Raw genomic sequence first — 23,736 nt, forward strand, 5'->3', positions numbered from 1 at the left:
AACTTGTGGTCTGTCCACAGAGTGGCGGACTAGTTTTCGAGGGCGGAGGGACCCTTTTCTACAAGGATCGCGAACTGGGCGGCGTCGATGACCCGCACCCCGAGCTCTTCCGCCTTCGCGAGCTTGGACCCCGCACCCGGCCCCGCGGCGACGAAGTCGGTCTTCTTGGACACGCTGGAGGCCGCCTTCCCGCCGGCGGCGATGATCGACTCCTGCGCGCCCTCCCGGGTGAAACCCTCCAGCGAGCCGGTGGCGACCACGGTCAGCCCGGAGAGGACGCCGCCCGCCTCCGCCTGCGCGCCGGGGCCCGCGTGACCGGGCGTCGCGAACTGCACGCCGTCAGCGGCCCAGCGCTCGATGATCTCCCGGTGCCAGTCCACCTCGAACCAGGCGAGCACGGCGTCGGCGATGATGCCGCCGACGCCGTCGACCGCGGCGAGCTCCTCGCGGGAGGCGCCGCGGATGGCGTCGAGCGACCCGAAGTGGTCGGCCAGAGCGCGAGCGGCGACCGGGCCGACGTGCCGGATGTTGAGCGAGACGAGGATGCGCCAGAGCGGCTTGGTGCGCGCTGCGGCCAGGTTGGCGATCAGCTCCAGGGCGTTCTTCGACGGGACGTACAGCTCGTCGCCGTCGAACTCCGCGGTATCGGGGTGGAACGGTCCGTCCTTCTTCTGCCGACGACGGCGGAACGGTGTGTCCACCTTCTCGGCGCCGGAGTCGGTGAGCTTGGGCAGGCCGGTCTCGGAGTCGCGGACGACGACCTCGATCGGGAACAGCTCCCGCACGGTCAGCCCGAACAGCCCGGCCTCGGTCGGCAGCGGCGGCGTCTTCGGGAACCGCGGCTGGGTGAGTGCGGCGGCCGCGACCTCCCCCAGCGCCTCGATGTCGAGGCCGCCGCGCGAGCCGATGTGCTCGACACGGCCGCGCACCTGCGCCGGGCAGAACTCGGCGTTCGGGCAGCGGAGGTCGATGTCGCCCTCCTTGGCCGGTGCCAGCTTGGTGCCGCACTCCGGGCAGTTCTCCGGCATGACGAAGGGGCGTTCGGTGCCGTCGCGCAGCTCGACCACCGGGCCGAGCACCTCGGGGATGACGTCGCCCGCCTTGCGCAGCACGACTGTGTCGCCGATCAGGACGCCCTTCGCCTTCACGACCTCCTGGTTGTGCAGCGTCGCCTGGCGCACCTCGGAGCCGGCGACGCGCACCTTCTCCATGACCGCGAACGGCGTCGCACGGCCGGTGCGGCCGACACTGACGACGATGTCGAGCAGCTTGGTGTTGACCTGCTCCGGCGGGTACTTGTAGGCGATCGCCCAGCGCGGCGCCCGGGAGGTCGCGCCCAGCTCGTCGTGGAGGGCGAGCTCGTCCACCTTGATGACGATGCCGTCGATCTCGTGCTCCACGCTGCCGCGGTGCTCGCCGTAGTAGCGGATGAAGTCGTCCACCTCGGCGACCGTGCCGAGCACCCGGTAGTGGGTGGAGGTCGGCAGGCCCCACGACTTCAGCAGCTCGTAGACCTTCGACTGCGCGTCGACCGGCGGGTTCGCCCAGGCGCCGATGCCGTGCACGAGCATGTGCAGGCGGCGCAGCCGGTCGCGCATGAGCGCGAGCTGGGCGGGGTTCTTGCCCTCGGCCTTCTGCCGCAGCGAGCCGCTGGCGGCGTTCCGTGCGTTCGCGAAGACGCGCTCGCCGGCCTCCTGCTGGTGGGCGTTCAGCTCGTCGAACTGGGCGACGGGGAAGAACACCTCGCCGCGCACCTCCACCAGCGGCGGGAACGGCCCGTCACCTGCCAGCCGCTGCGGGATGGCGGGGATCTGCCGGATGTTCTCGGTGACGTCCTCCCCCACGACGCCGTCGCCGCGGGTGGCCGCCGTGACGAGCACGCCGTTCTCGTAGCGGAGGTTGATGGCGAGACCGTCGATCTTCAGCTCGCAGAGGTAGTCGACCCGGCGGCCGGCGTCGCGCTCCACGCGCGCGGCCCACGCCTCGAACTCCTCCAGCGAGAACACGTTGTCGAGGCTCAGCATGCGCTCGGCGTGCTGCACGGGTGCGAAGAGTGTCGTCTGGGCGCGGCCGCCGACGGTCTGGGTGGGGCTGTCCTGGCTCTGCACCTCGGGGTGCAGTCGCTCCAGCTCCTCCAGGCGCCGCAGCATGCGGTCGTACTCGTCGTCGCTGACGAGCACGGTGTCGCGCTCGTAATACGCGTCGCGCAGCTCGAGGATGCGCGTGGTCAGGTCCTGGGCCTCCGCGCGTGCCTCGACGGCGTCCGCCGTCTGCTCCGGCTCCGGGGTCTGCTCGCTCGTCTCGATCGCCACCCAGCAAGCATATTCACCCCCACCGACGCCGTGACGGCAACGGAGGGGTCCCGCCACGACACGCCGCACGAAGCCGCCTAACGGAGGGCTTCGGCCGCCGATCCGTCCGCATCTCCTCCGCTACCGACGCGCGCCCGACCCGCGGCGAACGGAGGAGATCGGGGCCAGATCCGGGCGGATGTCCTCCGGTAGCTGCCGACACGCCGGGGGCGCGACCGGATGTCCTCCGTTGCCGACGGGTCAGACGGGGACGGCGGAGACGGTGCGGTCGATGGTGGTCTGGCCGAGGACGCGGGTGCCGACGTAGACGACGGCCGTCTGGCCGGGGGCGACGCCGTTCAGCGGCTCGTCGGGGCGGACGACCAACTCGCCGTCGCGGACCTGGGCCACGGCGGGCACGGGGTCGGCGTGGGCGCGGATCTGCACCTCGCACGCGAACGGCGTCTCCGGCGAGACCGGAGGCTGCCCGGCCCAGGTGAAGCGCGAGCCCGCGATCTCCGCGATGTCGAGCGCCTCCTTCGGGCCGACCACCACCGTGTTGTCCTTCGGCCGGACCTCCAGCACGAAGCGCGGGCGGCCGTCCGGCGACGGATAGCCGATGTTGAGGCCCTTGCGCTGGCCCACCGTGTAGGCGTGCGCGCCCTCGTGCGAGCCGAGGCGGTTGCCCTCGCGGTCGAGGATGTCGCCCTCCGCCGCGCCGACGTGCTCGGCCAGCCAGCCGCGCGTATCGCCGTCGGGGATAAAGCAGATGTCGTGCGAGTCCGGCTTGTTGGCCACGCTCAGCCCGCGGGCGGCCGCCTCCGCACGCACCTCCGCCTTGGAGGGGGTCGCGCCGAGCGGGAACATCGCGTGCGCGAGCTGGTCGGCGGTGAGCACGCCCAGCACGTAGGACTGGTCCTTGGCCCACGCGCTCGCCCTGTGCAGTTCGCGGTTGCCGTCGGCGTCGGTCAGGATGGTGGCGTAGTGCCCGGTGCACACGGCGTCGAAGCCGAGGTCGAGCGCCTTCTCCAGCAGCGCGGCGAACTTGATCCGCTCGTTGCAGCGCATGCACGGGTTGGGTGTGCGGCCGGCCGAGTACTCGGCGATGAAGTCGTCCACGACGTCGAGCTTGAATCGCTCCGAGAAGTCCCAGACGTAGTACGGGATGCCGATGATGTTCGCGGCGCGCTGGGCGTCCATCGAGTCCTCGATGGTGCAGCAGCCGCGGCTGCCGGTGCGGAGCGTACCCGGCATCCGGCTGAGCGCCAGATGCACACCGACGACGTCGTGACCGGCCTCCACGGCGCGCGCGGCGGCCACGGCGGAATCGACGCCACCGCTCATCGCTGCCAGAACTCGCACCAGAGGAGTCTACGCCGTGGCGGCTGAGCGGCTCCCGGGCGTCCGCTCGGCCAGCCCCGCCCGCGCCGCCTGCGCGTACGCGCCGGGGAGCGCCGCGAGCAGCGCGTCCACGTCGGCCTCGGTGGACGTACGCCCCAGCGTGAACCGCAGCGCGCTCCGGGCCTCCGGCTCGCTGCGCCCCACCGCCAGCAGCACGTGCGACGGCTCCGGGATGCCCGCGGTGCAGGCCGCGCCGGTGGACACCGAGAGCCCGGCGAGGTCGAGCAGGAAGAGCAGCGAGTCGCCCTGCGCGCCGGGAAAGACGAAGTGCGCGTTGGAGGCCACCCGCTCGCCGCCGTCCGGCGACGGCCCGCTCAGCACAGCCTCGGGCACGGCCTCCCGTACCCCGCGGATCAGCCGGTCGCGCAGCCCGGCGAGCCGGCGCGCCTCGTCTTCCCGCTCGGCCTCCGCGGCGAGCGCCGCCGCCGCGAACGCGACGGCCGCTGCGACGTCCTGGGTGCCGCTGCGGACCTGACGCTGCTGCCCGCCGCCGTGGATGAGCGGCACGACCGCCGAGCGCCGCCCGAGGACGAGGGCGCCGATCCCGACCGGTCCCCCGATCTTGTGCGCCGAGACGCTGAGGGCGTCGACGCCGAGCGAGGAGAACGACAGCGGCAGGTGGCCGTAGGCCGCGACCGCGTCCACGTGCACGGGGACTTCGGCGGATCGGGCGAGCGCAGCAAGCGAGGCGACCGGCTGGATGGTGCCCACCTCGTTGTTCACGGCCAGGAAGGTCAGCAGCGCGACATCCGAGGGCGACGCCAGTGCGTCCGCGACGACGCCCGGCAGGACTCGCCCCTCCGTGTCGAGCGGCAGCCACTGCGCGCACGCCCCCTCGGCGCGCTCCAGCCACTCCACCGCGTCGACCGTCGCGTGGTGCTCGCCGCCCGGCACGAGGATGCGGGAGCGAACCGCGCCTCCCCGCGCCCAGTAGATCCCCTTGATCGCGAGGTTGATCGCCTCCGTGCCGCCCGAGGTGAAGACGACCTCGATCGGGTCGCAGCCCAGGGTCGACGCGACGGCTTCCCGCGCCTCCTCCAGCATCCGCTTGGCCTGCTGGCCCTGGCTGTGGATGCTGGACGGGTTGCCGACGAGCCCCAGCGCGTCCGTGAAGGCGGCGATCGCCTCCGGGCGCATCGGGGTCGTGGCGGCGTGGTCGAGGTAGACGGCCACCGAAGCCTCCTAACGGGTGCGGCGCGGTGTGGTCCTACTCTAGATCGCATGAGCCCCGTCGATCCTCTGCGCAACCTGGGTGTACGCATCGGCCCGCACGGCGGCGAGCTGCGGGTGTACTCGGCCAACGCCGACGCTATGCAGTTCTGCCTCTTCGATCCGAAGGACCCGGACTGGCGGGTGAAGACCGTCGAGATGCACCGCGACGCCAACGACGTGTGGATGGGCCGCTCGCGGAGCCTGCAGGTCGGCAGCCTCTACGCCATCAACGTCTCCGGCCCGTCCGGCCCGCAGAACACATTCAACCCGGAGACGCTGCTGATGGACCCGTACGCCAAGGGCCTCACCCGGGTCGGCCCCGAGGAGTGGCGCTCGACCGTCGTCTCCGACGGCTTCGACTGGGGCGACTCCCGGAAGCCCGGCACCCCGCTGGATCACACCGTCGTGTACGAGGCGCACGTGCGCGGCATCAGCCGGCAGAACCCCGACGTGCCCGAGGAGCTGCGCGGCACCTACGCGGGCCTCGCGCACGAGTCCACGATCGCCTACCTGAAGCAGCTCGGCATCACCGCCGTGGAGCTGCTCCCGGTGCACGCGTTCACCTCCGAGCAGCGGCTGATCCGCGAGGGCCTGACCAACTACTGGGGCTACAACAGCCTGAACTTCTTCAGCCCGCACGCCCCGTACGCCACGCGCGCCGCCCAGGCCGCCGGTCCGGAGGCCGTGCTGGTGGAGTTCAAGGGGATGGTGAAGCTGCTGCACGAGGCGGGCATCGAGGTGATTCTCGACGTGGTCTACAACCACACCGCAGAGGAGGGCATCGGCGGCCCCCGGACCAGTTTCCGCGGCATCGACAACGCCACCTACTACCGGCAGGACGCGAACGGCGTCTACATCGACGTCACCGGCTGCGGCAACACCGTGAACTTCGGGCATCCCGTCCCGCAGCGCCTGGTGCTCGACTCGCTGCGCTACTGGGCGCAGGAGGTGCAGATCGACGGGTTCCGGTTCGACCTCGCCGTCACGCTGGGCCGCGGGGAGGACGCCTCCTACAGCCGCGACCACCCGCTCATCAACGACATGCTGAGCGATCCGGTGCTCGCCGACGTGAAGCTCATCGCCGAGCCCTGGGACGTCGGGATCGGCGGCTGGCAGACCGGCAACTTCCCCGGCGGGCGGGACGGCAGGGACGGCTGGTCGGAGTGGAACGACCGCTACCGCGACCGAGTCCGCAACTTCTGGCTGGCCGACATCGCGGAAGCCCGGCGGAATGGCCAGGCGCCGATCGGCATCGGCGGCTTCGCCACCCGGCTCGCGGGATCCTCCAACACGTTCTCCCCCGAGCGCGGCCCGCTGGCCTCCATCAACTTCATCACGGCGCACGACGGCTTCACGATGGCCGACCTCACCGCGTACAACGTCAAGCACAACCTCGGCAACGGCGAGGACAACCGCGACGGCACCGACAACAACCGGTCGTTCAACCACGGCGCGGAGGGCCCGACCCTGGACGAGCACGTGCTGCTCGACCGGCACAAGGCGATGCGCAACCTGATGGGCACGCTGCTGCTCTCCGCGGGCGTCCCGATGATCACCGCCGGCGACGAGTTCGGCCGCAGCCAGCGCGGCAACAACAACGCCTACTGCCAGGACAGCGAGCTCACCTGGATGAGCTGGCTGCGCACCCGCGAGCAGCGGGAGATGCTCGACACCACCCGCCGCCTCCTGGAGCTGCGCCGCGACAACCCGGCGCTGCGGCCGAGCCGGTTCGCCGTCTACGGCCAGACCACGCCCAACGCCAGCCACATGGACTGGTACGACGCCACCGGCGCCCTCATGGACGACGAGGACTGGAACTCCCCCGAGAACCGCACCCTGCAGTACCTGGCGGCCTCCACGCCCGACAAGGAGGCGTTCAATCGCGTGCTGCTCATCGTGCACGGCGTCGAGGACGACGTGGAGGTCTCACTCCCGGTCGCGCCGGGCGTTGAGTCGTACCAGCTCCTCTGGGACAGCGCGACCGAGGTGCCGATCCTGGAGGACGGCGTCGAACTCCCACCCGGCAGCAAGCGCCTGGTGGGCGGCACCTCGATGCAGCTCTACCGGGCGAACGGGCCGCGCGTCGAGACGGCGGGCGGGACGGCCTGATGGCGAGACGTCCGGCCTCGGCGGGCACGCCGGCCACGGTCGCGCTCGGCGCCGCGGCCATCCCGTTCGCGGTGCACGCCTACGAGCACGACCCCGCTGCGCCGTCCTATGGCCTGGAGGCCGCCGACGCGCTGGGCGTCGAACCGGACCGGGTGTTCAAGACCCTGCTGGCGGACACCGAGGTTGGGCTCGTGGTCGGCGTCGTGCCGGTGACCGGGATGCTCGACCTCAAGGCGCTCGCCGCGGCGGTGGGCGCGAAGCGCGCGGTCATGGCCGACCCGGTCGTCGCCGAGCGCCGCACGGGCTACGTCGTGGGCGGCATCTCCCCCATCGGCCAGAAGACCCGGCACATCACGGTCGTGGACGAGACCGCGCAGCTCTACGACAGGGTGTTCGTGTCGGGAGGCCGCCGCGGCCTCGACCTCGAGCTCGCGCCCGCCGACCTCCAGGCCGCGACGAACGCCAGCTTCGCGGCGATCGCCAAGTAACGGGAAACGACCTGGCAGGACACGCCGTCTCGGCACGGTCCGAGGCGGCGTGTCCTGCCAGGTCGATGCTCAGGCGGCCGCGACGAGCCCCATCTCGGCCGGCGACAGCAGGAGGTCGTTGACCGGCACCACGCGCACGGTGTAGCCGAACGAGCCGGCCCAGGTGAGCGTCACGCCGCCGGAGAACTCGTGCGCGACCGAGGGGTCGGCGCCCGGGATGGCCTGGTCGAGCGTCAGGCGCTCGTAGTGCACGCCGGTGAGGTCCTCGCCGTCGTAGCTGCGGCCGTAGACGAGCTGCACCTCCACGTCCTCCGGGCGCAGGCCGTTCAGGTGCACGAGCGCGCGCACCCGGAGCTGGTCGCCGACCTGCGGCACGGCGTCGAGGCCGCCCGCGTCGACGTGGGCCACGTTCACGCCGGGCCACGCGGATCGCACCCGCGCCTTCCAGGCGGCGAGCTCGCGTGCGGCGCGGTAGTCGTCGGCGCTCAGCCGCTTCTCGTTGGCGGCGGCGGGCATGTAGAGCCGCTCCACGTACTCGCGCACCATCCGCTCCGCGCTCAGCGGGGAGGACAGCGTCGCGAGCGTGTGCCGGATCTGGCCGACCCAGGTGGAGGGCACGCCGTCGCCGTCGCGATCGTAGAACCGCGGTGCGATCTGGTGCTCGATCAGGTCGTACATCGCCTCGGCCTCCAGCGCGTCGCGCTCGGCGCCGTCGCCCGCGGCGTCGGCCGACGGGATGGCCCAGCCGTTCTCGCCGTCGTAGAACTCGTTCCACCAGCCGTCGAGGATGGACAGGTTGAGCCCGCCGTTCAGCGCCGCCTTCATGCCAGAGGTGCCGCAGGCCTCCAGCGGGCGCAGCGGGTTGTTCAGCCAGACGTCGGTGCCCGGGTAGAGGAGCTGCGCCATCCCGATGTCGTAGTCCGGCAGGAACACCATTCGCGAGCGGATCTCCGGCTCGGAGGCGAACTGCACGAGCTTCTGGATGAGCCGCTTGCCCTCGTCGTCGGCCGGGTGCGACTTGCCCGCGATCACGAACTGCACCGGGCGCTCCGCGTGCAGCAGGATGTTCTTCAGCCGCTCGGGGTCGTGCAGCATCAGCGTGAGGCGCTTGTAGGTCGGCACCCGCCGGGCGAAGCCGATGGTGAGCACGTTCGGGTCGAGGAGGTCGCTGATCCAGAGCGGCGCGATGCCGCCCGGGTTCTGCGCCTCCCACGCCGCGGCGACGCGACGCCGGGCGTCCCTGACGAGCTGCTCGCGCATGCGGGTCCGCACGCTCCACAGGTCGAGGTCGCTCACCGCGCCGGAGTTCGCCCAGTCGGCGTGCGTGGTGTCGTCGGTGCCGAGCCGCTCCACGGCGAGCGCGCGGAGGATCGGGTCGGTCCAGGTGGGTGCGTGGACGCCGTTGGTGACCGAGTCGATCGGCACCTCCGTGCTGTCGAACCCGGGGAACAGGCCGCCGAACATCTGGCGGCTGACCTCCCCGTGCAGGCGCGAGACGCCGTTGGCGTGCTGGCCGAGGCGCAGGCCCATGACCGCCATGTTGAACACGGCGTCGGAGCCGCCCGGGTAGTCCTCCGCGCCGAGCGCGAGCACCTGGGCCGGCTCGACGCCCGGGAGCAGCGCCGTGGAGAAGTAGCGCTCGACCAGCGGCCGGTCGAACCGGTCGATGCCGGCGGGAACGGGCGTGTGCGTGGTGAACACCGTGCCGGCGCGCACCACCTGGAGGGCCTCGTCGAAGGTGAGCCCCTCGCCGATCAGGTCTGAGATCCGCTCCAGGCCGAGGAAGCCGGCGTGGCCTTCGTTGGTGTGGAACACCTCCGCCTCGGGGGCCCCGGTGAGCTCGGTCCACGCTTTGACGGCCCGGACGCCGCCGATGCCGAGCAGCAGCTCCTGCAGCAGGCGGTGCTCGCCGCCTCCGCCGTAGAGCCGGTCGGTCACCGACCGCAGGCTCTCGTCGTTGTCGGGGATGTCGGTGTCCAGCAGCAGCAGGGTCACCCGACCGACGGCCGCCTGCCACACCCGGGCGCGCAGCTCGCCGGCGGGGAGGGCGAGCGTGATCTGGACCGGCGCCCCGTCGGGGTCGCGGAGGACGCTGAGCGGGAGACCGTCCGGGTCGAGCGCCGGATAGCTCTCGACCTGCCAGCCGTCCGGCGTGATCGCCTGCGCGAAGTAGCCGGATCGGTAGAACAGCCCGACCGCGACCAGCGGGGCGCCCAGGTCGCTGGCGGCCTTGAGGTGGTCGCCGGCGAGGATGCCGAGGCCGCCGGAGTACTGCGGCAGTGCCGCCGCGATCCCGAACTCGGGCGAGAAGTACGCGATGGAAGCCGGCGCCGACCCGTCGAGCGACTGGTACCAGCGCGGCTCGCGGATGTAGGCGCGCAACTCATCCCTGACGTGGTTCGCCCAGTCGACGTAGCCCGGATCGGCGGCGAGCTCGGCGAGCCGGGCCGGATCGACGGAGCCGAGCAGCGCGATCGGATCGTGCTCGACCTCCTGCCAGAGCTCCGGAGAGATGCGGGCGAACAGCTCCTTGGTCGGCTCGTGCCACGACCAACGGAGGTTGCCGGCGATCTCCTCCAATGCGGAGAGGTTGTCGGGGAGGACTGCGCGGACGGTGAATCTACGGATGGCCTTCACTCGCATGAGCATAGACGGGCCTCGTGACCGGAGTGTTAATGAGGGCTCATGACGAAAGTGGGAATGAGTGTACGGTCGGCATGTGGCAAAGAGCGCAGCGACCAAAACATCAGCCGCCGCGGCACCGGAGGCGCCGGCACCCGCCGAGTACGATCCCCTGCTCCCCCGGATCCCGATCCTCGGCCTCTCCCCCCAGGTGGACGAGGGCCACTGGGCGGCATCGGCCTTCAGCGGGGAGGTCGTCCCGTTCCGGGCGACGGCCTTCCGGGAGGGGCACGACCGGATCGGCGTCGACCTGATCCTGCTCGACCCGTCTGGCGTGCAGACCGAGCACCACATGCGCCCGCTCGAGCCGGGCACGGACCGCTGGGGCGTCGAGGTGCAGCTCGAGGAGGAGGGCCTCTGGCGCTACCGCGTCCAGGCCTACGCCGACGAGTATGCGACCTGGCGGCACAACGCCGAGCTCAAGGTTCCGGCCGGCGTCGACGTCGAGCTGATGCTGACGATGGGCCGCGAGCTGTTGGAGCGGGCCGCCGCCGACAAGCGCCGCAGCACCGCAGAGCGCCGCCACCTGTCCGAGGCCGCGCGGGTCGTCGGCGACACCGAACGCGGCGTGGACGAGCGCTTCCAGGCCGCCGTGGACGACCGCATCCGGCGCATCCTCACCCAGCGGCCCGTTGTCGCCCTGCCGTCGCTCTCGCCGACGCGCGCCGTCCTCGTGGAGCGCACCCGCGCCGGGGTCGGGAGCTGGTACGAGTTCTTCCCGCGGTCGGAGGGCGCCAAGCGCCTGGCGGACGGCTCCTGGCAGTCCGGCACCTTCCGCACCGCCGCCAAACGCCTCCCGGAGGTCGCGGCGATGGGCTTCGACGTGGTGTACCTCCCGCCGATCCACCCGATCGGCCGCACCTTCCGCAAGGGACCGAACAACTCCCTCGACGCGGGGCCGAACGACCCGGGCTCGCCGTGGGCGATCGGGGCTGCGGAGGGCGGCCACGACGCCATCCACCCGGACCTCGGCACCGAGAAGGACTTCGTCTTCTTCCTCGGCAAGGCCAAGCAGGCGGGCCTGGAGATCGCCCTCGACCTCGCCCTGCAGGCCTCCCCGGACCACCCCTGGGTCACGACGCACCCGGAGTGGTTCACCACCCTCCCGGACGGGACGATCGCGTACGCGGAGAATCCGCCGAAGAAGTACCAGGACATCTACCCGATCAACTTCGACAACGACTACGACGGCCTCCGCGCCGAGGTGCTGCGGATCGTCCGGCACTGGATGTCGCTCGGTGTGCGGATCTTCCGGGTCGACAACCCGCACACCAAGCCGCTGCACTTCTGGGAGTGGCTGATCCACACCGTCAACGAGACCGACCCGGACGTGGTGTTCCTCGCCGAGGCGTTCACCCGGCCCGCGCTGCTGCACACGCTGGCGAAGGCCGGGTTCCAGCAGTCGTACACGTACTTCACCTGGCGCAACACCAAGGAGGAGCTGGAGGAGTTCCTGAGCGGGCTCGCGACGGAGACCGCCGACTTCCTGCGGCCGAACCTGTTCGTCAACACCCCGGACATCCTCACCGAGTACCTCCAGTTCGGCGGACCGGCCGCCTTCAAGATCCGCGCGGCCATCGCGGCGACCGCGGCGCCGACCTGGGGCGTCTACTCCGGCTTCGAGCTGTACGAGAACGTCGCCCGGCCGGGCGCCGAGGAGTACATCGACAACGAGAAGTACGAGTACCGGCCGCGCGACTACGCCCGCGCGGTGGCGCTCGGCCGCTCGCTCGCCCCCTACCTGACCATGCTCAACCGCGCGCGCAGCGAGCACCCGGCGCTCCGCCAGCTCCGCAACCTGCGCGTCCACACCAGCGAGGACGACTCGATCCTCGTCTACTCGAAGTACCTGGCCGGCGAGTTCACCCGCAGCGGGAAGCCCGACGCGGTGCTCGTCGTCGCCAACGTCGACCCGCACTCGGTGCGCGAGACGATGGTGCACCTCGATGTCACGGCGTTCGGCATCGAGCCTGGCGCGCAGTTCGAGGTGCGCGACCTCGTCACCGGCCAGCGCTGGACCTGGGGCTCCGACGCCTACGTGCGTCTCGACGCGTTCACCGAGCCCGTGCACATCCTGACCGTCAAGCCGTTGGAGGCCACCCGATGACCCCGATCCCCGAGGGCGCTGCCGCCGTCGACCTGCCCGCCCTCGACGACGGCGTCCTGCGCGCCGTCGCCGCCGGCAGCTACCACGACCCGCACTCGGTGCTCGGCCAGCACCAGGTCGCCGCGGCGGGCGTGGAGGACCCGATCACCGTCATCCGTGCGCTGCGCCCGCTGGCCGAGGCGGTCTTCGCCATCCTGCCGACCGGAGCGCACATCGAGCTCGCCCACCTCGGCCACGGCATCTGGCAGGGCGTCGACATCGTCGGCCCCGGCGCCTACGAGCTGGAGGCCCGCTACGCCGGCGGCAGCACCTGGACCACGGACGACCCGTACCGCTTCCTGCCCACGATCGGCGAGCTCGACCTCCACCTGATCCGGGAGGGCAGGCACGAGCAGCTCTGGACCGCCCTCGGCGCGCACCTCCGCGACCTCGGCGGGGTGACCGGCACGGCGTTCACGGTGTGGGCGCCGCACGCCCGCGCTGTCCGCGTCGTCGGCGACTTCAACGGCTGGGACGGCACCCTCCACGCGATGCGCAACATGGGCACCTCCGGCGTCTGGGAGCTGTTCGTTCCCGGGCTCGGCGAGGGCTCGATCTACAAGTTCGACCTGCTCGGCGCGAACGGCGAGTGGGTCCGCAAGATCGACCCGATGGCGCAGGCCGCCGAGACCCCGCCGAACACGGCCTCGGTCGTCACGGTCAGCCGGCACGAGTGGGAGGACGACGCCTGGATGACGCGCCGCGCCGCCACCGACCCGCACTCCGGTCCGATGAGCGTCTACGAGCTGCACTTCGGGAGCTGGCGGCCGGGACTCGGCTACCGGGAGGGAGCCGACCAGCTCATCGACTACGTCGGCGCGCTCGGCTACACGCACGTCGAGTTCCTGCCGCTCGCCGAGCACCCGTTCGGCGGCTCGTGGGGCTACCAGGTGACCGGCTACTACGCTCCGACCAGCCGGTTCGGCTCCCCCGACGACCTCAAGTACCTGATCGACCGCCTCCACCAGGCCGGCATCGGCGTCATCATGGACTGGGTGCCCGGGCACTTCCCCAAGGACGACTGGGCGCTGGCCCGCTTCGACGGGCAGCCGCTCTACGAGCACTCCGACCCCCGTCGCGGCGAGCACAAGGACTGGGGCACGTACATCTTCGACTACGGCAACTCCCAGGTGCGCAACTTCCTGGTCGCCAACGCGCTCTACTGGCTGGAGGAGTTCCACGTCGACGGCCTCCGGGTCGACGCCGTCGCCTCGATGCTCTACCTCGACTACTCGCGCAACGAGGGCGAGTGGGAGCCGAACATCCACGGCGGCCGCGAGAACCTGGAGGCGATCGGCTTCCTGCAGGAGGTCACCGCCACCTCCTACAAGCGGAACCCCGGCACGGTGATGATCGCCGAGGAGTCCACGAGCTACGCCGGAGTGACCGCGCCGACCTCCTCGGGCGGCCTCGGCTTCGGGCTCAAGTGGAACATGGGCTGGATGCACGACGCGCTCCAGTACATCCAGGAGAACCCGATGTGGCGCAGCTACCACCACAGCGAGATCACGTTCTCCTTCGTCTACGCCTGGAGCGAGAACTTCCTGCTGCCGATCAGCCACGACGAGGTCGTGCACGGAAAGGGCTCGCTGATCGGCAAGATGCCGGGCGACCACTGGCAGCAGCTCGCCAACGTGCGCATCTTCCTGTCGTTCATGTGGGCGCACCCGGGCAAGCAGCTCCTGTTCATGGGGCAGGAGTTCGGGCAGTACTCCGAGTGGAGCGAGGAGCGCGGCCTCGACTGGTGGATGCTCGACCAGCCGAGCCACCGCGGGCTCTGGAACCTCGTCGCCCAGCTCAACGTCGTCTACCGCGACAACCCGCAGCTCTGGTCGCTCGACAACGACCCGCGCGGCTTCGAGTGGCTGGACGGCTCGGACGCGGCGGGCAACGTCCTGGCGTTCCTGCGCAAGGACCGCGACGGCTCGCCGATCGCGGTGCTGCTGAACTTCTCGGGCGCTCCGCACGTCGACTACCGGGTCGGCCTGCCGTTCGCCGGCGAGTGGGAGGAGCTCCTCAACACGGACGCCGAGGACTTCGGCGGCTCGGGCGTCGGCAACTTCGGCGGCGTCACGGCGCATGACGAGCCGTGGATGGGCCGGCCGGCCTCCGCGGTGGTCACGCTGCCGCCGCTCGGAGCGCTCTACCTCAAGCCTCGCCGATAACCCAGGCGGAGTACGCGGTGCCCTGCACCGCGTACTCCGGCGCGAGGTGCCGCCCCGCCCGCCAGGCCGAGCCGAGCGGGCCGGTCAGTCGGACCGACAGGATCGGGCGGCGGGTGCCGGTGGCGTCCTTCCACTGCCGGGCGAGCGCACGCGCGCTCTCCACCTGCGGGCCGCCCACCGTGCGGGTGGAGCCCGGCTCGCCGGCACCTTCGGCCGCGTCCACCAGGACGCGCGCCACGTCGGCCACCGCGATGGGCTGGAACCGGGTGCCGGAGGGCGCCGTCAGCGTGCCGAACCGGCGGCCGCGCTCGAACACCGAGGTGACGAAGTCGTGGAACTGCGTCGCGCGCACGATCCTGACCTCCAGCGGAGATTCGAGGTAGACGCTCTCCTGCACCAGCTTCGACCGGTAGTACGGGTAGCGCGCGCCGTCGATGCCCGCGATGGAGAGCAGCACCGCCCGGCCGACGCCGTAGCGTGCGGCGGTGTGCAGGAGGTTGCGGGAGCCGTGCGCGAACACGTACGACGCGCGCCGACCGCCGGCGTTGCTCGCGTCGATGAGCACGTCCGCGCCGTCCACCGCCTCCTCGAGCCCGTCGCCCGTTACGAGGTCGGCCGTCACGTAGGCCGCCCCGTCGACGTACGCGGGAGCGTCGTCGTCGGGCGTGCGCCGGGCGGCGACCACGACCTGGTGGCCGCGCGCGACGGCCTCAGCGGTGACGGCGCGACCGGCGAGACCGGTCCCACCGACGACGAGCACACGGGACATGCGCGAGCCTTCCAGGCTAGGGGGATGTCAGCTGCTCCGCGCAGCCGGACCCTCGAGACTGGAGGGCGCGCGTCAGTAGAGCAACGACGCCAGCCTAGCCCTCGCCTTGCCGACGCGGGGGTCGTCCACGCCGACGATCTCGAAGTACTCCAGGATGCGGGCGCGCACGGCCTCCTTGCCCTCCGCGTCGAGCGTGGGGAACAGGGTGAGCAGCCGGTCGAACGCGTCGTCCACGTGGCCGCCGGAGAGGTCGAGGTCGGCCACGGCGAGCTGAGCGTCGGGGTCGTGGGGCGCCGCGGCCGCGGCGTTTCGGATCTCGTCCAGCGTGCGGCCGGCCAGACGCGCCAGCAGGCTCACCTGCGCGAGACCGGCGACCGCCATCTGATCGCGCGGGTCCTGCGCGATCGCGGTCTTGTAGGCGGCGATGGCGGCAGGGTAGTCGCCGCGGTCGATCGCGTCGTACGCCTCGGCGTGCAGCGGGGGCAGCGGCGGCTCCGGCGCGGGCGCGTCGGCCTCCGCCTCCGGCGCCTCCCCCGCAGCGGCGTCGACCAGCGCCGTGCCGGTGACCCCGTTCTGCGCGGCGAGCTCGAGGAGCTGGGCGATCACGTCGCGGACCTGGTCCTCCGGCAGCGCGCCGGTGAAGAGCTGCACGGGCCGGCCCGAGACGATGCCGGCCACCGCGGGCACGGACTGCGTCTGGAAGGCCTGCACGAGCTGCGGGTTCGCGTCCACATCGACCTGGACGAGCACGATCCGGCCCGCGAGGTCGTTCGTGACACGGTCGAGGACCGTCGCGAGCGCGCGGTCCGGGTCGGCCCAGGAGGCCGTGAGCGCGACCACGACCGGGATGCGCATCGACAGGTCGATGAAGTCGTTGAAGTTCGCGTCGGTGCCCTGGAAGAACAGGCTGGGCAGCTCGATCGGCTCGCCGGTGGTCGCGCCGCCGGCGCCGGCGCCGCCCGCGTCGCCCTGCCCGGCCGGCGGCCGGTTCACCAGGCCGCTCAGGTCCACGGCGCCGCGGAGGTTGGTCGGATTGGGCGGAAGCTGACTCATGCGATCAAGCCTACTGCGCGGTCCCGCACGGGATGCGGGTCACTGCACCTCGCGGGCGGAGACCAGCCCCTGGGCGAAGCCGAGCAGCCGCACCTTCTCGTTCGAGCCCGCCGGGGGCACGTAGAACGCGAGCTGGTAGCCGTAGACCGACTCGATGCCGGTGTTGGACTGCGCGACCCCGCTGAGCGCCGCCGTGGTGGCGCCCGCGATGACCTGCGCGCCGGCCTCCGTCACCTTGTGGAGCTGGACTTCCTCCGGGTTGACCCAGACGATGGCGCCGGAGTCGTTGGTCGCCATCGAGATGACCGGGCCAGGGCCGACCCGGCCGGCGAAGGTGAGCGTGGAGGTCTGGCCGAACTGCTGGGCGAGCCTGGCCTGCTCCTGCTGCTTCCAGGAGGCGCCGACCTGCGCGACGAGCTTGTCGTCGGTGAGGTCGAAGCTGGAGTACCACTTGCTCTTCTCGCCGTTCAGCAGGATGTCGCCGTACGCGGCCGCCACCTGGTCGGGCTGGATCTTGAGCAGCTTGGAGTCCGGCGGCACCACCGCGGCGCCGATGCTCGCCGGAGCCAGGTTCGGCACCTTGACGTTCGGCTCGAGCGCGATGGCGTACTCCACCATGTAGTTGTCGCGCGGAGTCGGCTGCACGAGGGCGAGCGCGAGCGGGGCCTGCGGCTTGCCGGTGGCGTCGTTCGGCATCTTGACGACGGCCGTCACGGTCCGCGGCCAGCTCTCGGTCGCCTGCGGCAGCGAGAGCTCGAGCGGTCCGGCGGGGATGGCGGGAAGCGGTGGCTGGTCGGCCTTCTTCAGGCGGATCGTGTAGTTGGCGTCGCGGAGCTGGAGGGCGGGACCGGCGAAGCGCAGCTTGGCCAAGTTCGGGTCGTTCTTGGCGTCCGCGTTGGCCGCGGCGACCGAGATCCGCTTGATGATGCGCTCGAGCTGCGGCGCCGTCACGGCGGGAGCCGGGGAGTTGTCGTTCGGGGCGCTCGTCGTGGTCGGGGCCGGCGTCGGCGTGGCCGTCGGTGTCGACGTCTCGGCGAAGGCGGCGCCCGCACCGGTGCCGGTCAGGGCGAGGACGCCCGCGAGCAGGGCCGGCGCCATCACGCGCGTGCGGCGGCTCGCCCGGCGTCCGCGCGGGGTGGCCTCGATCGACGCGGTCGGCTTGTATTTGGGGGCTTTGGGGAGTTTCGGCATCTTGGGTCCGCTCTTGCGCCGTGGCCCGCGCGACCTGCGGTGGGTGTAGAGCCCCCACAGGTAGAGCGCGATGCCGATCACCAGGAGCACGAGACCGCCGATGATGAGCGGGAACGCCCACGGCGTGCTGGTGTCGACCGGCCAGGTCAGGAGGATCTTGTTCGGGGCGGGGGTGGTCCCGTCGCCGGCGACGATGACGCTGACGCCGGACGGGACGTTCATCTTGGTGACCTGGGCGTCCTGGCCGTCGTACTCGTCGAGCCAGAGGTCGGAGCCGGCCGGGTTCGGGCCGGGGGTGGCGGCCTGCGACGCGCCTGAGCCGGTCGGGGCGGGCGTCGGCGTGGCCGTGGGGACGGGCGTCGCCGTGGAGGCCGAGCCGGTCGAGCCCGTAGAACCTGTCGATGCGGGCTTCGGGGTCACGGTCTTCACCGTCGGCGCGGTGTCGCCCGCGCGGTAGGAGATGGTCGCGTACTTCTGGTCGGCCAGCCACGCCTTCACGTCGGCGGTGCGGCCGTAGGCGACCATCTGCGTCTTGGGGTTCTTCGAGCCGGAGAGGGTGAGCGTCTGCTGCCCGGGGTGGGCGTTCAGCACCGAGCTGTCGATGACGACGTAGCGGGCGTCGCCGGGGACGATCGCCGCAGCGGTGAGCTGCGACGGGGGTGCGAAGACCGTGCGCTGGGCGATGCCGGCCACGATCATGACGGCGGCGACCACGAACGCGACGATGGCCAGTACGAAACGCAAAGAGAACTCCTCAGTGCCGGACGGGGGGCGGGCACGGTCACACAACGATAGTGGAGCACCCTGAGAGGCATCTAACCGTTGTCTGCACGCTCCTGCAGTCCCCCATGCGGGTACGGGTCTCGAAATGTAAGATCGATGCGGCGCGCGCGCGGCTCGCTCTCTCGATCCCCCAGGAGTAACACGGTGGCCACCGACGAATCCAACTTCACCCAGGTCTTTCGCGGCTACGACAAGGACGAAGTGGACCAGGCCGTCCAGGACCTGCGGCGCGAGCTGATCAAATCCAACACCCAGTCGGCCGACCAGGCCAAGGAGCTCAAGCGCCTCCAGCTCCGCATCGACGAGCTGAACGCCGAGATCGAAGAGGTCGGCAGCCCCACCTACTCCGGGCTCGGCACCAAGCTGGAGAACACCCTCAGGGTCGCCGAGGAGCAGTCCACCCGGCTCATCGCGCAGGCCGACATCGACGCAGAGAAGCTGCGCGCCGGCGTCACGGCCGAGGTCGACAAGATCAAGCGGACGGCAGCGCAGCAGGCCGAGCGCATCCTCGCCGACGCCCAGGCCCGCGCGACCACCGCCCTCGAGGACGCCCAGATCGAGTCGTCCGAGCTGCTCGCGCGCACGCGTGCCGACAAGGAGACCCTGCTCACCGACGCCATCCGGGAGGCCGCCGCCATCCGCGGCGCCGTCGCCACCGAGGCGGCGGAGCTGCGCGCGACGAGCAAGCGCGAGGCGGCCGCCCTCCGCGCCGAGGCCGACCGGGAGGCCGCGGAGCTGAAGGCCGTCGCCCTGCGCGAGGCGGAGGCCGCGCGCACCGAGGCCGCCGAGCTCGACCGCACCATCGCCGCGCGCCGCGGCGAGCTGGAGAACGCTCTCGCGGCCGACCGCGCGGCGTTCGAGCGCGAGGCGGCGCAGATCCGGCTCGAACTCGACAAGCGCGTCGCCGAGACCGCCGACCGGCTGGCCGCCGAGCAGGCCGCGGCACGCGCCGCCCTCGCCGCCGAGGTCGCCCAGGCCCGCGCCGAGCTCGCGGACGAGGTCGAGCAGCAGCGCGCGACCCTCGCCGCGCTGGACGCGCAGACGCGTGCGGACCTCGACCACGAGGACACCACCCGGCGCCAGGCGCTCGCCGCCGACGTCGAGCAGACCACGACGGCGCTGGCCGCCGAGGTCGAGCAGACCAAGTCCGCCCTCGCCGCCGAGGTCGAGCAGACCAAGGCCCGGCTGGCCGATGAGGTCACGACGACCACCTCCGCACTCGCGGACGAGGTCGCGCGCACCAAGGCCGAGCTCGCCGACGAGGTGGCACGGACGAAAGCCGCGCTGGCCGACGAGGTCACCAGCACGAAGGCCGCGCTGGAGACCGAGGTGACCACCACCCGCTCCGCGCTCGAAACCGACGTGACCACCACGCGCTCCGCGCTGGCCGAGGAGGTGGAGCGCACCACGAAGGAGCTCGCCGACGAGGTGCTGCAGACCCGCACGACCCTCGAGCGCGAGACCACAGAGACCCGCAGCGCGCTCGAAGCGGACCGGATCGCGACCGCCGCGCAGCTCACGGCCGACCGGGAGCGCGTCGCGAACGAGCTCACCGCCGAGGAGGAGACCACCCGGGCCCGCATCGCGGCCCTCCGCGAGCGGACCGCGGCCGAGCTGGCGACCGAGGTCGCGGACACCCGCGCCGACCTCGCCGCCGAGGTCGAGACCACCCGGACCGACCTCGCCGCAGAGGTCGACGCGGCCCGCTCCGCCCTCACCAAGGAGGTCGAGACCACCCAGGCCGCGCTGGCGAAGGAGGTCGAGAGCACCCGCTCGGCCCTCGCGAAGGAGGTCGAGTCCACCAAGGCTGCGCTCGCCAAGGACGTCCGCACCACCACGTCCGCCCTCGCGAAGGAAGTCCAGACCACGAAGGCCGACCTCGCCAAGGAGGTCGAGACCACGCGGGCCGAGCTCGCCGCAGAGGTGGACGTCGCGCGCGCCGAGCTGGCCGCGGAGGTCGAGACCACGCAGGCCGCTCTCGCGGAGGAGGTGGACACCACCAAGGCCGCCCTTGCGGAAGAGGTCGAGACCACCCAGACCGCCCTCGCGGAAGAAGTGGCGACCACCAAGGCCGCCCTCGCCGACGAGGTCGAGACCACCCAGACCGCTCTCGCGGACGAAGTGGCGACCACCAAGGCCGCCCTCGCCGAAGAAGTCGAGACCACCCAGGCCGCCCTCGCCAAGGAGGTCGCGACCACCCGCGCCGAGCTGGCCGCCGACGCCGAGCGTCAGCGCCGCGAGCTGGAGGCCGAGGCCGCCGACGTGCGCGCCGAGCTGGCCGCCGAGGTCGGCGAGGCCCGCACCGCCCTGGCCGAGGAGCTCGCGACCGAACGCAGCGCCCTCACGGCCGAGGTGACCGCCACCCGGGCCCAGCTCGCCGCCGACGTCGAGCAGACCGCCGCCCGACTGGCCGCCGAGGAGGAGCAGACGCTCTCGGCCTTGGAGACCGAGGTCGTCACCACCAAGGCCGCCCTGGCCGCCGAGGTCGAGCAGACCAAGTCCGCCCTCGCCGCCGAGGTCGAGCAGACGAAGTCGGCCCTGGAGACCGAGGTCAGGACCACGACCTCCAACCTGGCCGCCGAGGTCGAGCAGACCAAGTCCGCGCTGGAGACGGAAGTGACCACGACCAAGTCCGCGCTGGCCGCCGAGGTCGAGCAGACCAAGTCGGCCCTGGCCGCCGAGGTCGAGGAGACCCGCTCCCGGCTCGCCGACGAGACCGAGCAGACCCGCAGCACACTCGCCGCCGACGTGAAGCGCACCGCAGCCGACCTCGCCGACCAGCGCGCCCGCACGGCCCAGGAGCTGAAGAACGACCGCGAGCAGCAGCGCGTCGAGCTCGAGCGCGAAGCCGACCAGACCCGGGTGACCCTCGCCGAGGAGACCGAGCGCGCCCGCGTCACCCTCGACGCCGAGACGGCGAAGGCCCGCGCGGAGGTCGCGCGCGAGGCGGCGGAGGCGAGCACCGCGCTCGACGCCGAGCTCGCCGAGCGCCAGGCGGCCTACGACCAGGAGGCCGCGACCGCCCGCGCCGACCTCGAGGCCGAGCTCACCGCCCTCCGCACCGCCACCCTCGCCGAGCTGGACAAGCGCACCCGCGAGATCGAGCAGGCGCGCATCGACCTCGACGTCGAGCTCCGCGCCCGGCGCGACGAGGCCGAGAAGGAGTACCTCGGCCGCCACCAGGAGGCCGTCGCCCAGACGCAGAAGTACCTGGACGAGGCCAACGTGCAGCTCGCCGACGCGGTCAAGCGCACCGCTCAGGCGCGCACCGAGGCGGAGACCCTCGACACCGAGGCCCGCGAGACGGTCAAGAAGGCGCGCAAGGAGGCCGAGAAGGTCGCCGCCGGCATCGTCCGCGAGGCTCAGGAGCGCGCCGACGCGCTGGTCGCGGAGGCCGAGGAGCGCACGCAACGCCTGGTGTCCGACGCGGAGGACCGCCTCTCCCAGATTAGGATTGAGCGCGAAGCCGTGGCCGGGTACTTCGAGAACCTCAGGGGTATGCTGCAGCAGGCGGACACGGTTTCGGCCGACGACTGAGTGCCGCCTCCCGGGCGGACAGCCCGGAGGGGGACTGAGTGAAGATCCAGAACGCGTTCCGAGTCGGCCTGATCGGCACGCTCGGCGTGGGCCTGGGCGTCCTGATCCTGACCTCGATCGTGAGCCTGGCCACGATCATCACCTACATCGGGGCCGCACTCTTCCTCGCGCTCGGCATCGAGCCGCTCATCTCCTTCCTGGAGCGCCGCAAGTTCCCGCGCTGGCTGGCGCTGGTGGTGACCCTCGTGGTCATCGTCGGCGCCTTCGTCGGCCTGATCTGGGCGATCGTCCCCATCGCGGTCAGTCAGGCCACGCAGCTCGTCCAGAACTCGATCAACTGGGTCAACAACGGCGGCGCCGAGAAGTGGTTCCTCAGCCTCCAGCACCAGTTCCCCACCGTCGTCAACCAGCAGAACATCAACGCGGTCACCCAGTGGCTGCAGAAGAACCTGCCGGACATCACGTCCAAGGTGCTGCAGACCGGCTTCGGCATCGTGCAGGGCGCGTTCGGCGTGATCATCGTCGTGATCCTGACCATCTACTTCACCGCGTCGCTGCCGAGCATCAAGCGCGCCGCCTACCAGCTCGTGCCGGCCTCGCGCCGCTCCCGCTTCGCCGACCTGGGCGACCAGATCACCGACTCGGTCGGCAAGTACGTCGGCGGCCAGGTGTCGCTCGCGCTCGTCAACGGCGTGCTGAGCGCGATCTTCCTCACATTCATCGGCGCGAAGTTCCCGATCCTGCTCGCGTCGATCGCGTTCTTCTTCTCGCTGATCCCGCTCGTCGGCACCATCACAGGCTCGGTCATCATCGTCGCGGTGTGCCTCTTCTCCGGGCCGCCCACCGCGATCACCGCCGCGGTCTATTACCTCGTCTACATGCAGGTGGAGGCCTACGTGCTGAGCCCGCGCATCATGAACCGTGCGGTGTCGGTGCCCGGCGCCCTGGTCGTGGTCGCGGCGCTCGCCGGCGGCACGCTGCTCGGCATCCTCGGCGCGCTGGTCGCCATCCCGTTCGCCGCGGCGATCCTGCTCATCATCAAGCAGGTCGTCATCCCCCGGCAGAACGAGCTCTAGGGCCCCGAAAGCGGCGCGTCAGGCCGGCGGCCACTGCGTCGGCAGGGGCGCCGCCGCGGGGTTCAGCCGCTCCACGATCTCGTCGAGCACGCGGCGGGTCTGGTTCTCCCCCACCCAGAGATGCTTGCCGCCCTCCACGTCGACCAGTTCGATCTGGGGCAGCGGACGGAACCGCTCCGCAGCCTCCGCCGGCCGCAGGTAGTCGTCGTGCTCGGGGATCAGCGCCACGATGGGCCGGTGGTCGCCCGCCCAGGCGGCCAGGTGCTCCGGCTTGGCCCGGTGCAGCGGCGGCGACAGCAGGATGATCCCGTCCACCGGGCACTCGCGGCCGTACATCAGGGCGAGCTCCGTGCCGAACGACCAGCCCAGCAGCCATGGGTGCGGCAGGCCGCGCTCGGCGACGAACGCCATGGCCGCCTCGACGTCGTAGCGCTCGTCCACGCCGTGGCCGAATTCCCCCTGGCTGCGGCCGCGCGGCGACGCCGTGCCGCGCGTGTTGAAGCGCAGCACCGCGATGTCGGCCAGCGCGGGTAGCCGCCCAGCGGCCTTGCGGAGGATGTGCGAGTCCATGAAGCCGCCGCCGGTGGGCAGCGGGTGCAGCGTGACGAGGGTGGCCACGGGCTCGCGGTCCAGCGGGGAGGCAAGCTCGCCCACGAGGGTCAGGCCGTCGCGGGTGCGCAGCTCGATGTCCTCGCGTCGCGCGGGCAGCTCGACGCCGCCACGGATCTCGATCGGCCCCTGGGCCGTTGCACCGTCGGTCATCGCGCTGTCTCCCTCATAATCCACGCTCCCTCTTCCACGCGCCTGGGTCCAACCACGCGCCTGGGTCCCGC

General features: G+C 71.7%; 14 protein-coding genes. 6 read left to right on the plus strand and 8 right to left on the minus strand.

All coding sequences use genetic code 11. The features are described 5' to 3' along the window. Window positions 1-29: 29 nt before the first annotated feature. The 3 genes from ligA to ABIA36_RS16490 form a co-directional block, all read right to left on the minus strand. Window positions 30-2,312 (minus strand): NAD-dependent DNA ligase LigA, encoded by a 2,283-nt coding sequence (gene ligA, locus ABIA36_RS16480; protein ID WP_369963612.1) that lies wholly within the window; start codon window positions 2,310-2,312, stop codon window positions 30-32. Window positions 2,313-2,552: 240 nt separating this feature from the next. After that, the gene (mnmA, locus tag ABIA36_RS16485) at window positions 2,553-3,653 is read right to left on the minus strand and encodes a tRNA 2-thiouridine(34) synthase MnmA (protein WP_369963613.1); all 1,101 of its coding nucleotides are present in this window, start codon (window positions 3,651-3,653) and stop codon (window positions 2,553-2,555) included. Window positions 3,654-3,662: 9 nt separating this feature from the next. Further along, complete coding sequence (locus ABIA36_RS16490; protein ID WP_369963614.1) at window positions 3,663-4,865, minus strand: cysteine desulfurase family protein; 1,203 nt, start codon at window positions 4,863-4,865, stop codon at window positions 3,663-3,665. A gap of 48 nt (window positions 4,866-4,913) precedes the next feature. Between ABIA36_RS16490 and glgX the strand changes: the two genes are divergently transcribed. Together glgX and ybaK are read left to right on the plus strand one after the other, a co-directional pair. Beyond that, window positions 4,914-7,013, plus strand: coding sequence for a glycogen debranching protein GlgX (gene glgX, locus ABIA36_RS16495; RefSeq protein ID WP_369963615.1), 2,100 nt, complete (start codon window positions 4,914-4,916; stop codon window positions 7,011-7,013). Further along, a complete protein-coding gene (gene ybaK, locus ABIA36_RS16500; RefSeq protein WP_369963616.1) occupies window positions 7,013-7,501 on the plus strand; it encodes a Cys-tRNA(Pro) deacylase in 489 nt (162 codons plus the stop codon). The genes glgX and ybaK overlap by 1 nt, the downstream gene beginning before the upstream one ends. Before the next feature lie 69 nt (window positions 7,502-7,570). Here the strand turns inward: ybaK and glgP are convergent, their stop codons facing one another. After that, window positions 7,571-10,138, minus strand: a complete 2,568-nt coding sequence (gene glgP, locus ABIA36_RS16505) for an alpha-glucan family phosphorylase (protein ID WP_369963617.1) — start codon at window positions 10,136-10,138, stop codon at window positions 7,571-7,573. Window positions 10,139-10,220: 82 nt separating this feature from the next. On the opposite strand from glgP, the gene ABIA36_RS16510 reads away from it, so the two are divergent. Both ABIA36_RS16510 and glgB read left to right on the plus strand, forming a co-directional pair. Continuing rightward, window positions 10,221-12,290 carry an alpha-1,4-glucan--maltose-1-phosphate maltosyltransferase gene (locus ABIA36_RS16510; protein ID WP_369963618.1) on the plus strand — a complete coding sequence of 690 codons (2,070 nt, stop codon included), beginning with the start codon at window positions 10,221-10,223 and terminating at the stop codon, window positions 12,288-12,290. Then, window positions 12,287-14,494, plus strand: coding sequence for a 1,4-alpha-glucan branching protein GlgB (glgB, locus tag ABIA36_RS16515; protein ID WP_369963619.1), 2,208 nt, complete (start codon window positions 12,287-12,289; stop codon window positions 14,492-14,494). Before ABIA36_RS16510 ends, glgB begins: the two co-directional genes overlap by 4 nt. On the opposite strand, the gene ABIA36_RS16520 is transcribed toward glgB, so the two are convergent. The 3 genes from ABIA36_RS16520 to ABIA36_RS16530 all read right to left on the minus strand — a co-directional run bounded on the left by ABIA36_RS16520 (window position 14,478) and on the right by ABIA36_RS16530 (window position 18,251). Continuing rightward, window positions 14,478-15,263 carry an SDR family oxidoreductase gene (locus tag ABIA36_RS16520; RefSeq protein WP_369963620.1) on the minus strand — a complete coding sequence of 262 codons (786 nt, stop codon included), beginning with the start codon at window positions 15,261-15,263 and terminating at the stop codon, window positions 14,478-14,480. The two genes, glgB and ABIA36_RS16520, sit on opposite strands and share 17 nt — an antisense overlap. Window positions 15,264-15,335: 72 nt before the next feature. Then, window positions 15,336-16,316, minus strand: a complete 981-nt coding sequence (locus ABIA36_RS16525; protein ID WP_369963621.1) for a tetratricopeptide repeat protein — start codon at window positions 16,314-16,316, stop codon at window positions 15,336-15,338. Window positions 16,317-16,355: 39 nt separating this feature from the next. After that, window positions 16,356-18,251, minus strand: coding sequence for a hypothetical protein (locus ABIA36_RS16530; RefSeq protein WP_369963622.1), 1,896 nt, complete (start codon window positions 18,249-18,251; stop codon window positions 16,356-16,358). Window positions 18,252-18,434: 183 nt separating this feature from the next. Between ABIA36_RS16530 and ABIA36_RS16535 the strand changes: the two genes are divergently transcribed. Continuing rightward, a complete protein-coding gene (locus ABIA36_RS16535; RefSeq protein WP_369963623.1) occupies window positions 18,435-21,827 on the plus strand; it encodes a DivIVA domain-containing protein in 3,393 nt (1,130 codons plus the stop codon). Between the two features lie 38 nt (window positions 21,828-21,865). After that, window positions 21,866-22,903 (plus strand): AI-2E family transporter, encoded by a 1,038-nt coding sequence (locus tag ABIA36_RS16540; protein ID WP_369963624.1) that lies wholly within the window; start codon window positions 21,866-21,868, stop codon window positions 22,901-22,903. Window positions 22,904-22,921: 18 nt separating this feature from the next. On the opposite strand, the gene ABIA36_RS16545 is transcribed toward ABIA36_RS16540, so the two are convergent. Beyond that, window positions 22,922-23,665: an alpha/beta hydrolase gene (locus tag ABIA36_RS16545; protein ID WP_369963625.1), complete on the minus strand. Its 744-nt coding sequence runs from the start codon at window positions 23,663-23,665 to the stop codon at window positions 22,922-22,924. Window positions 23,666-23,736 lie beyond the last annotated feature (71 nt).

This window comes from Leifsonia sp. EB34 (assembly GCF_041260585.1).
Classification (GTDB): Bacteria; Actinomycetota; Actinomycetes; order Actinomycetales; family Microbacteriaceae; genus Leifsonia.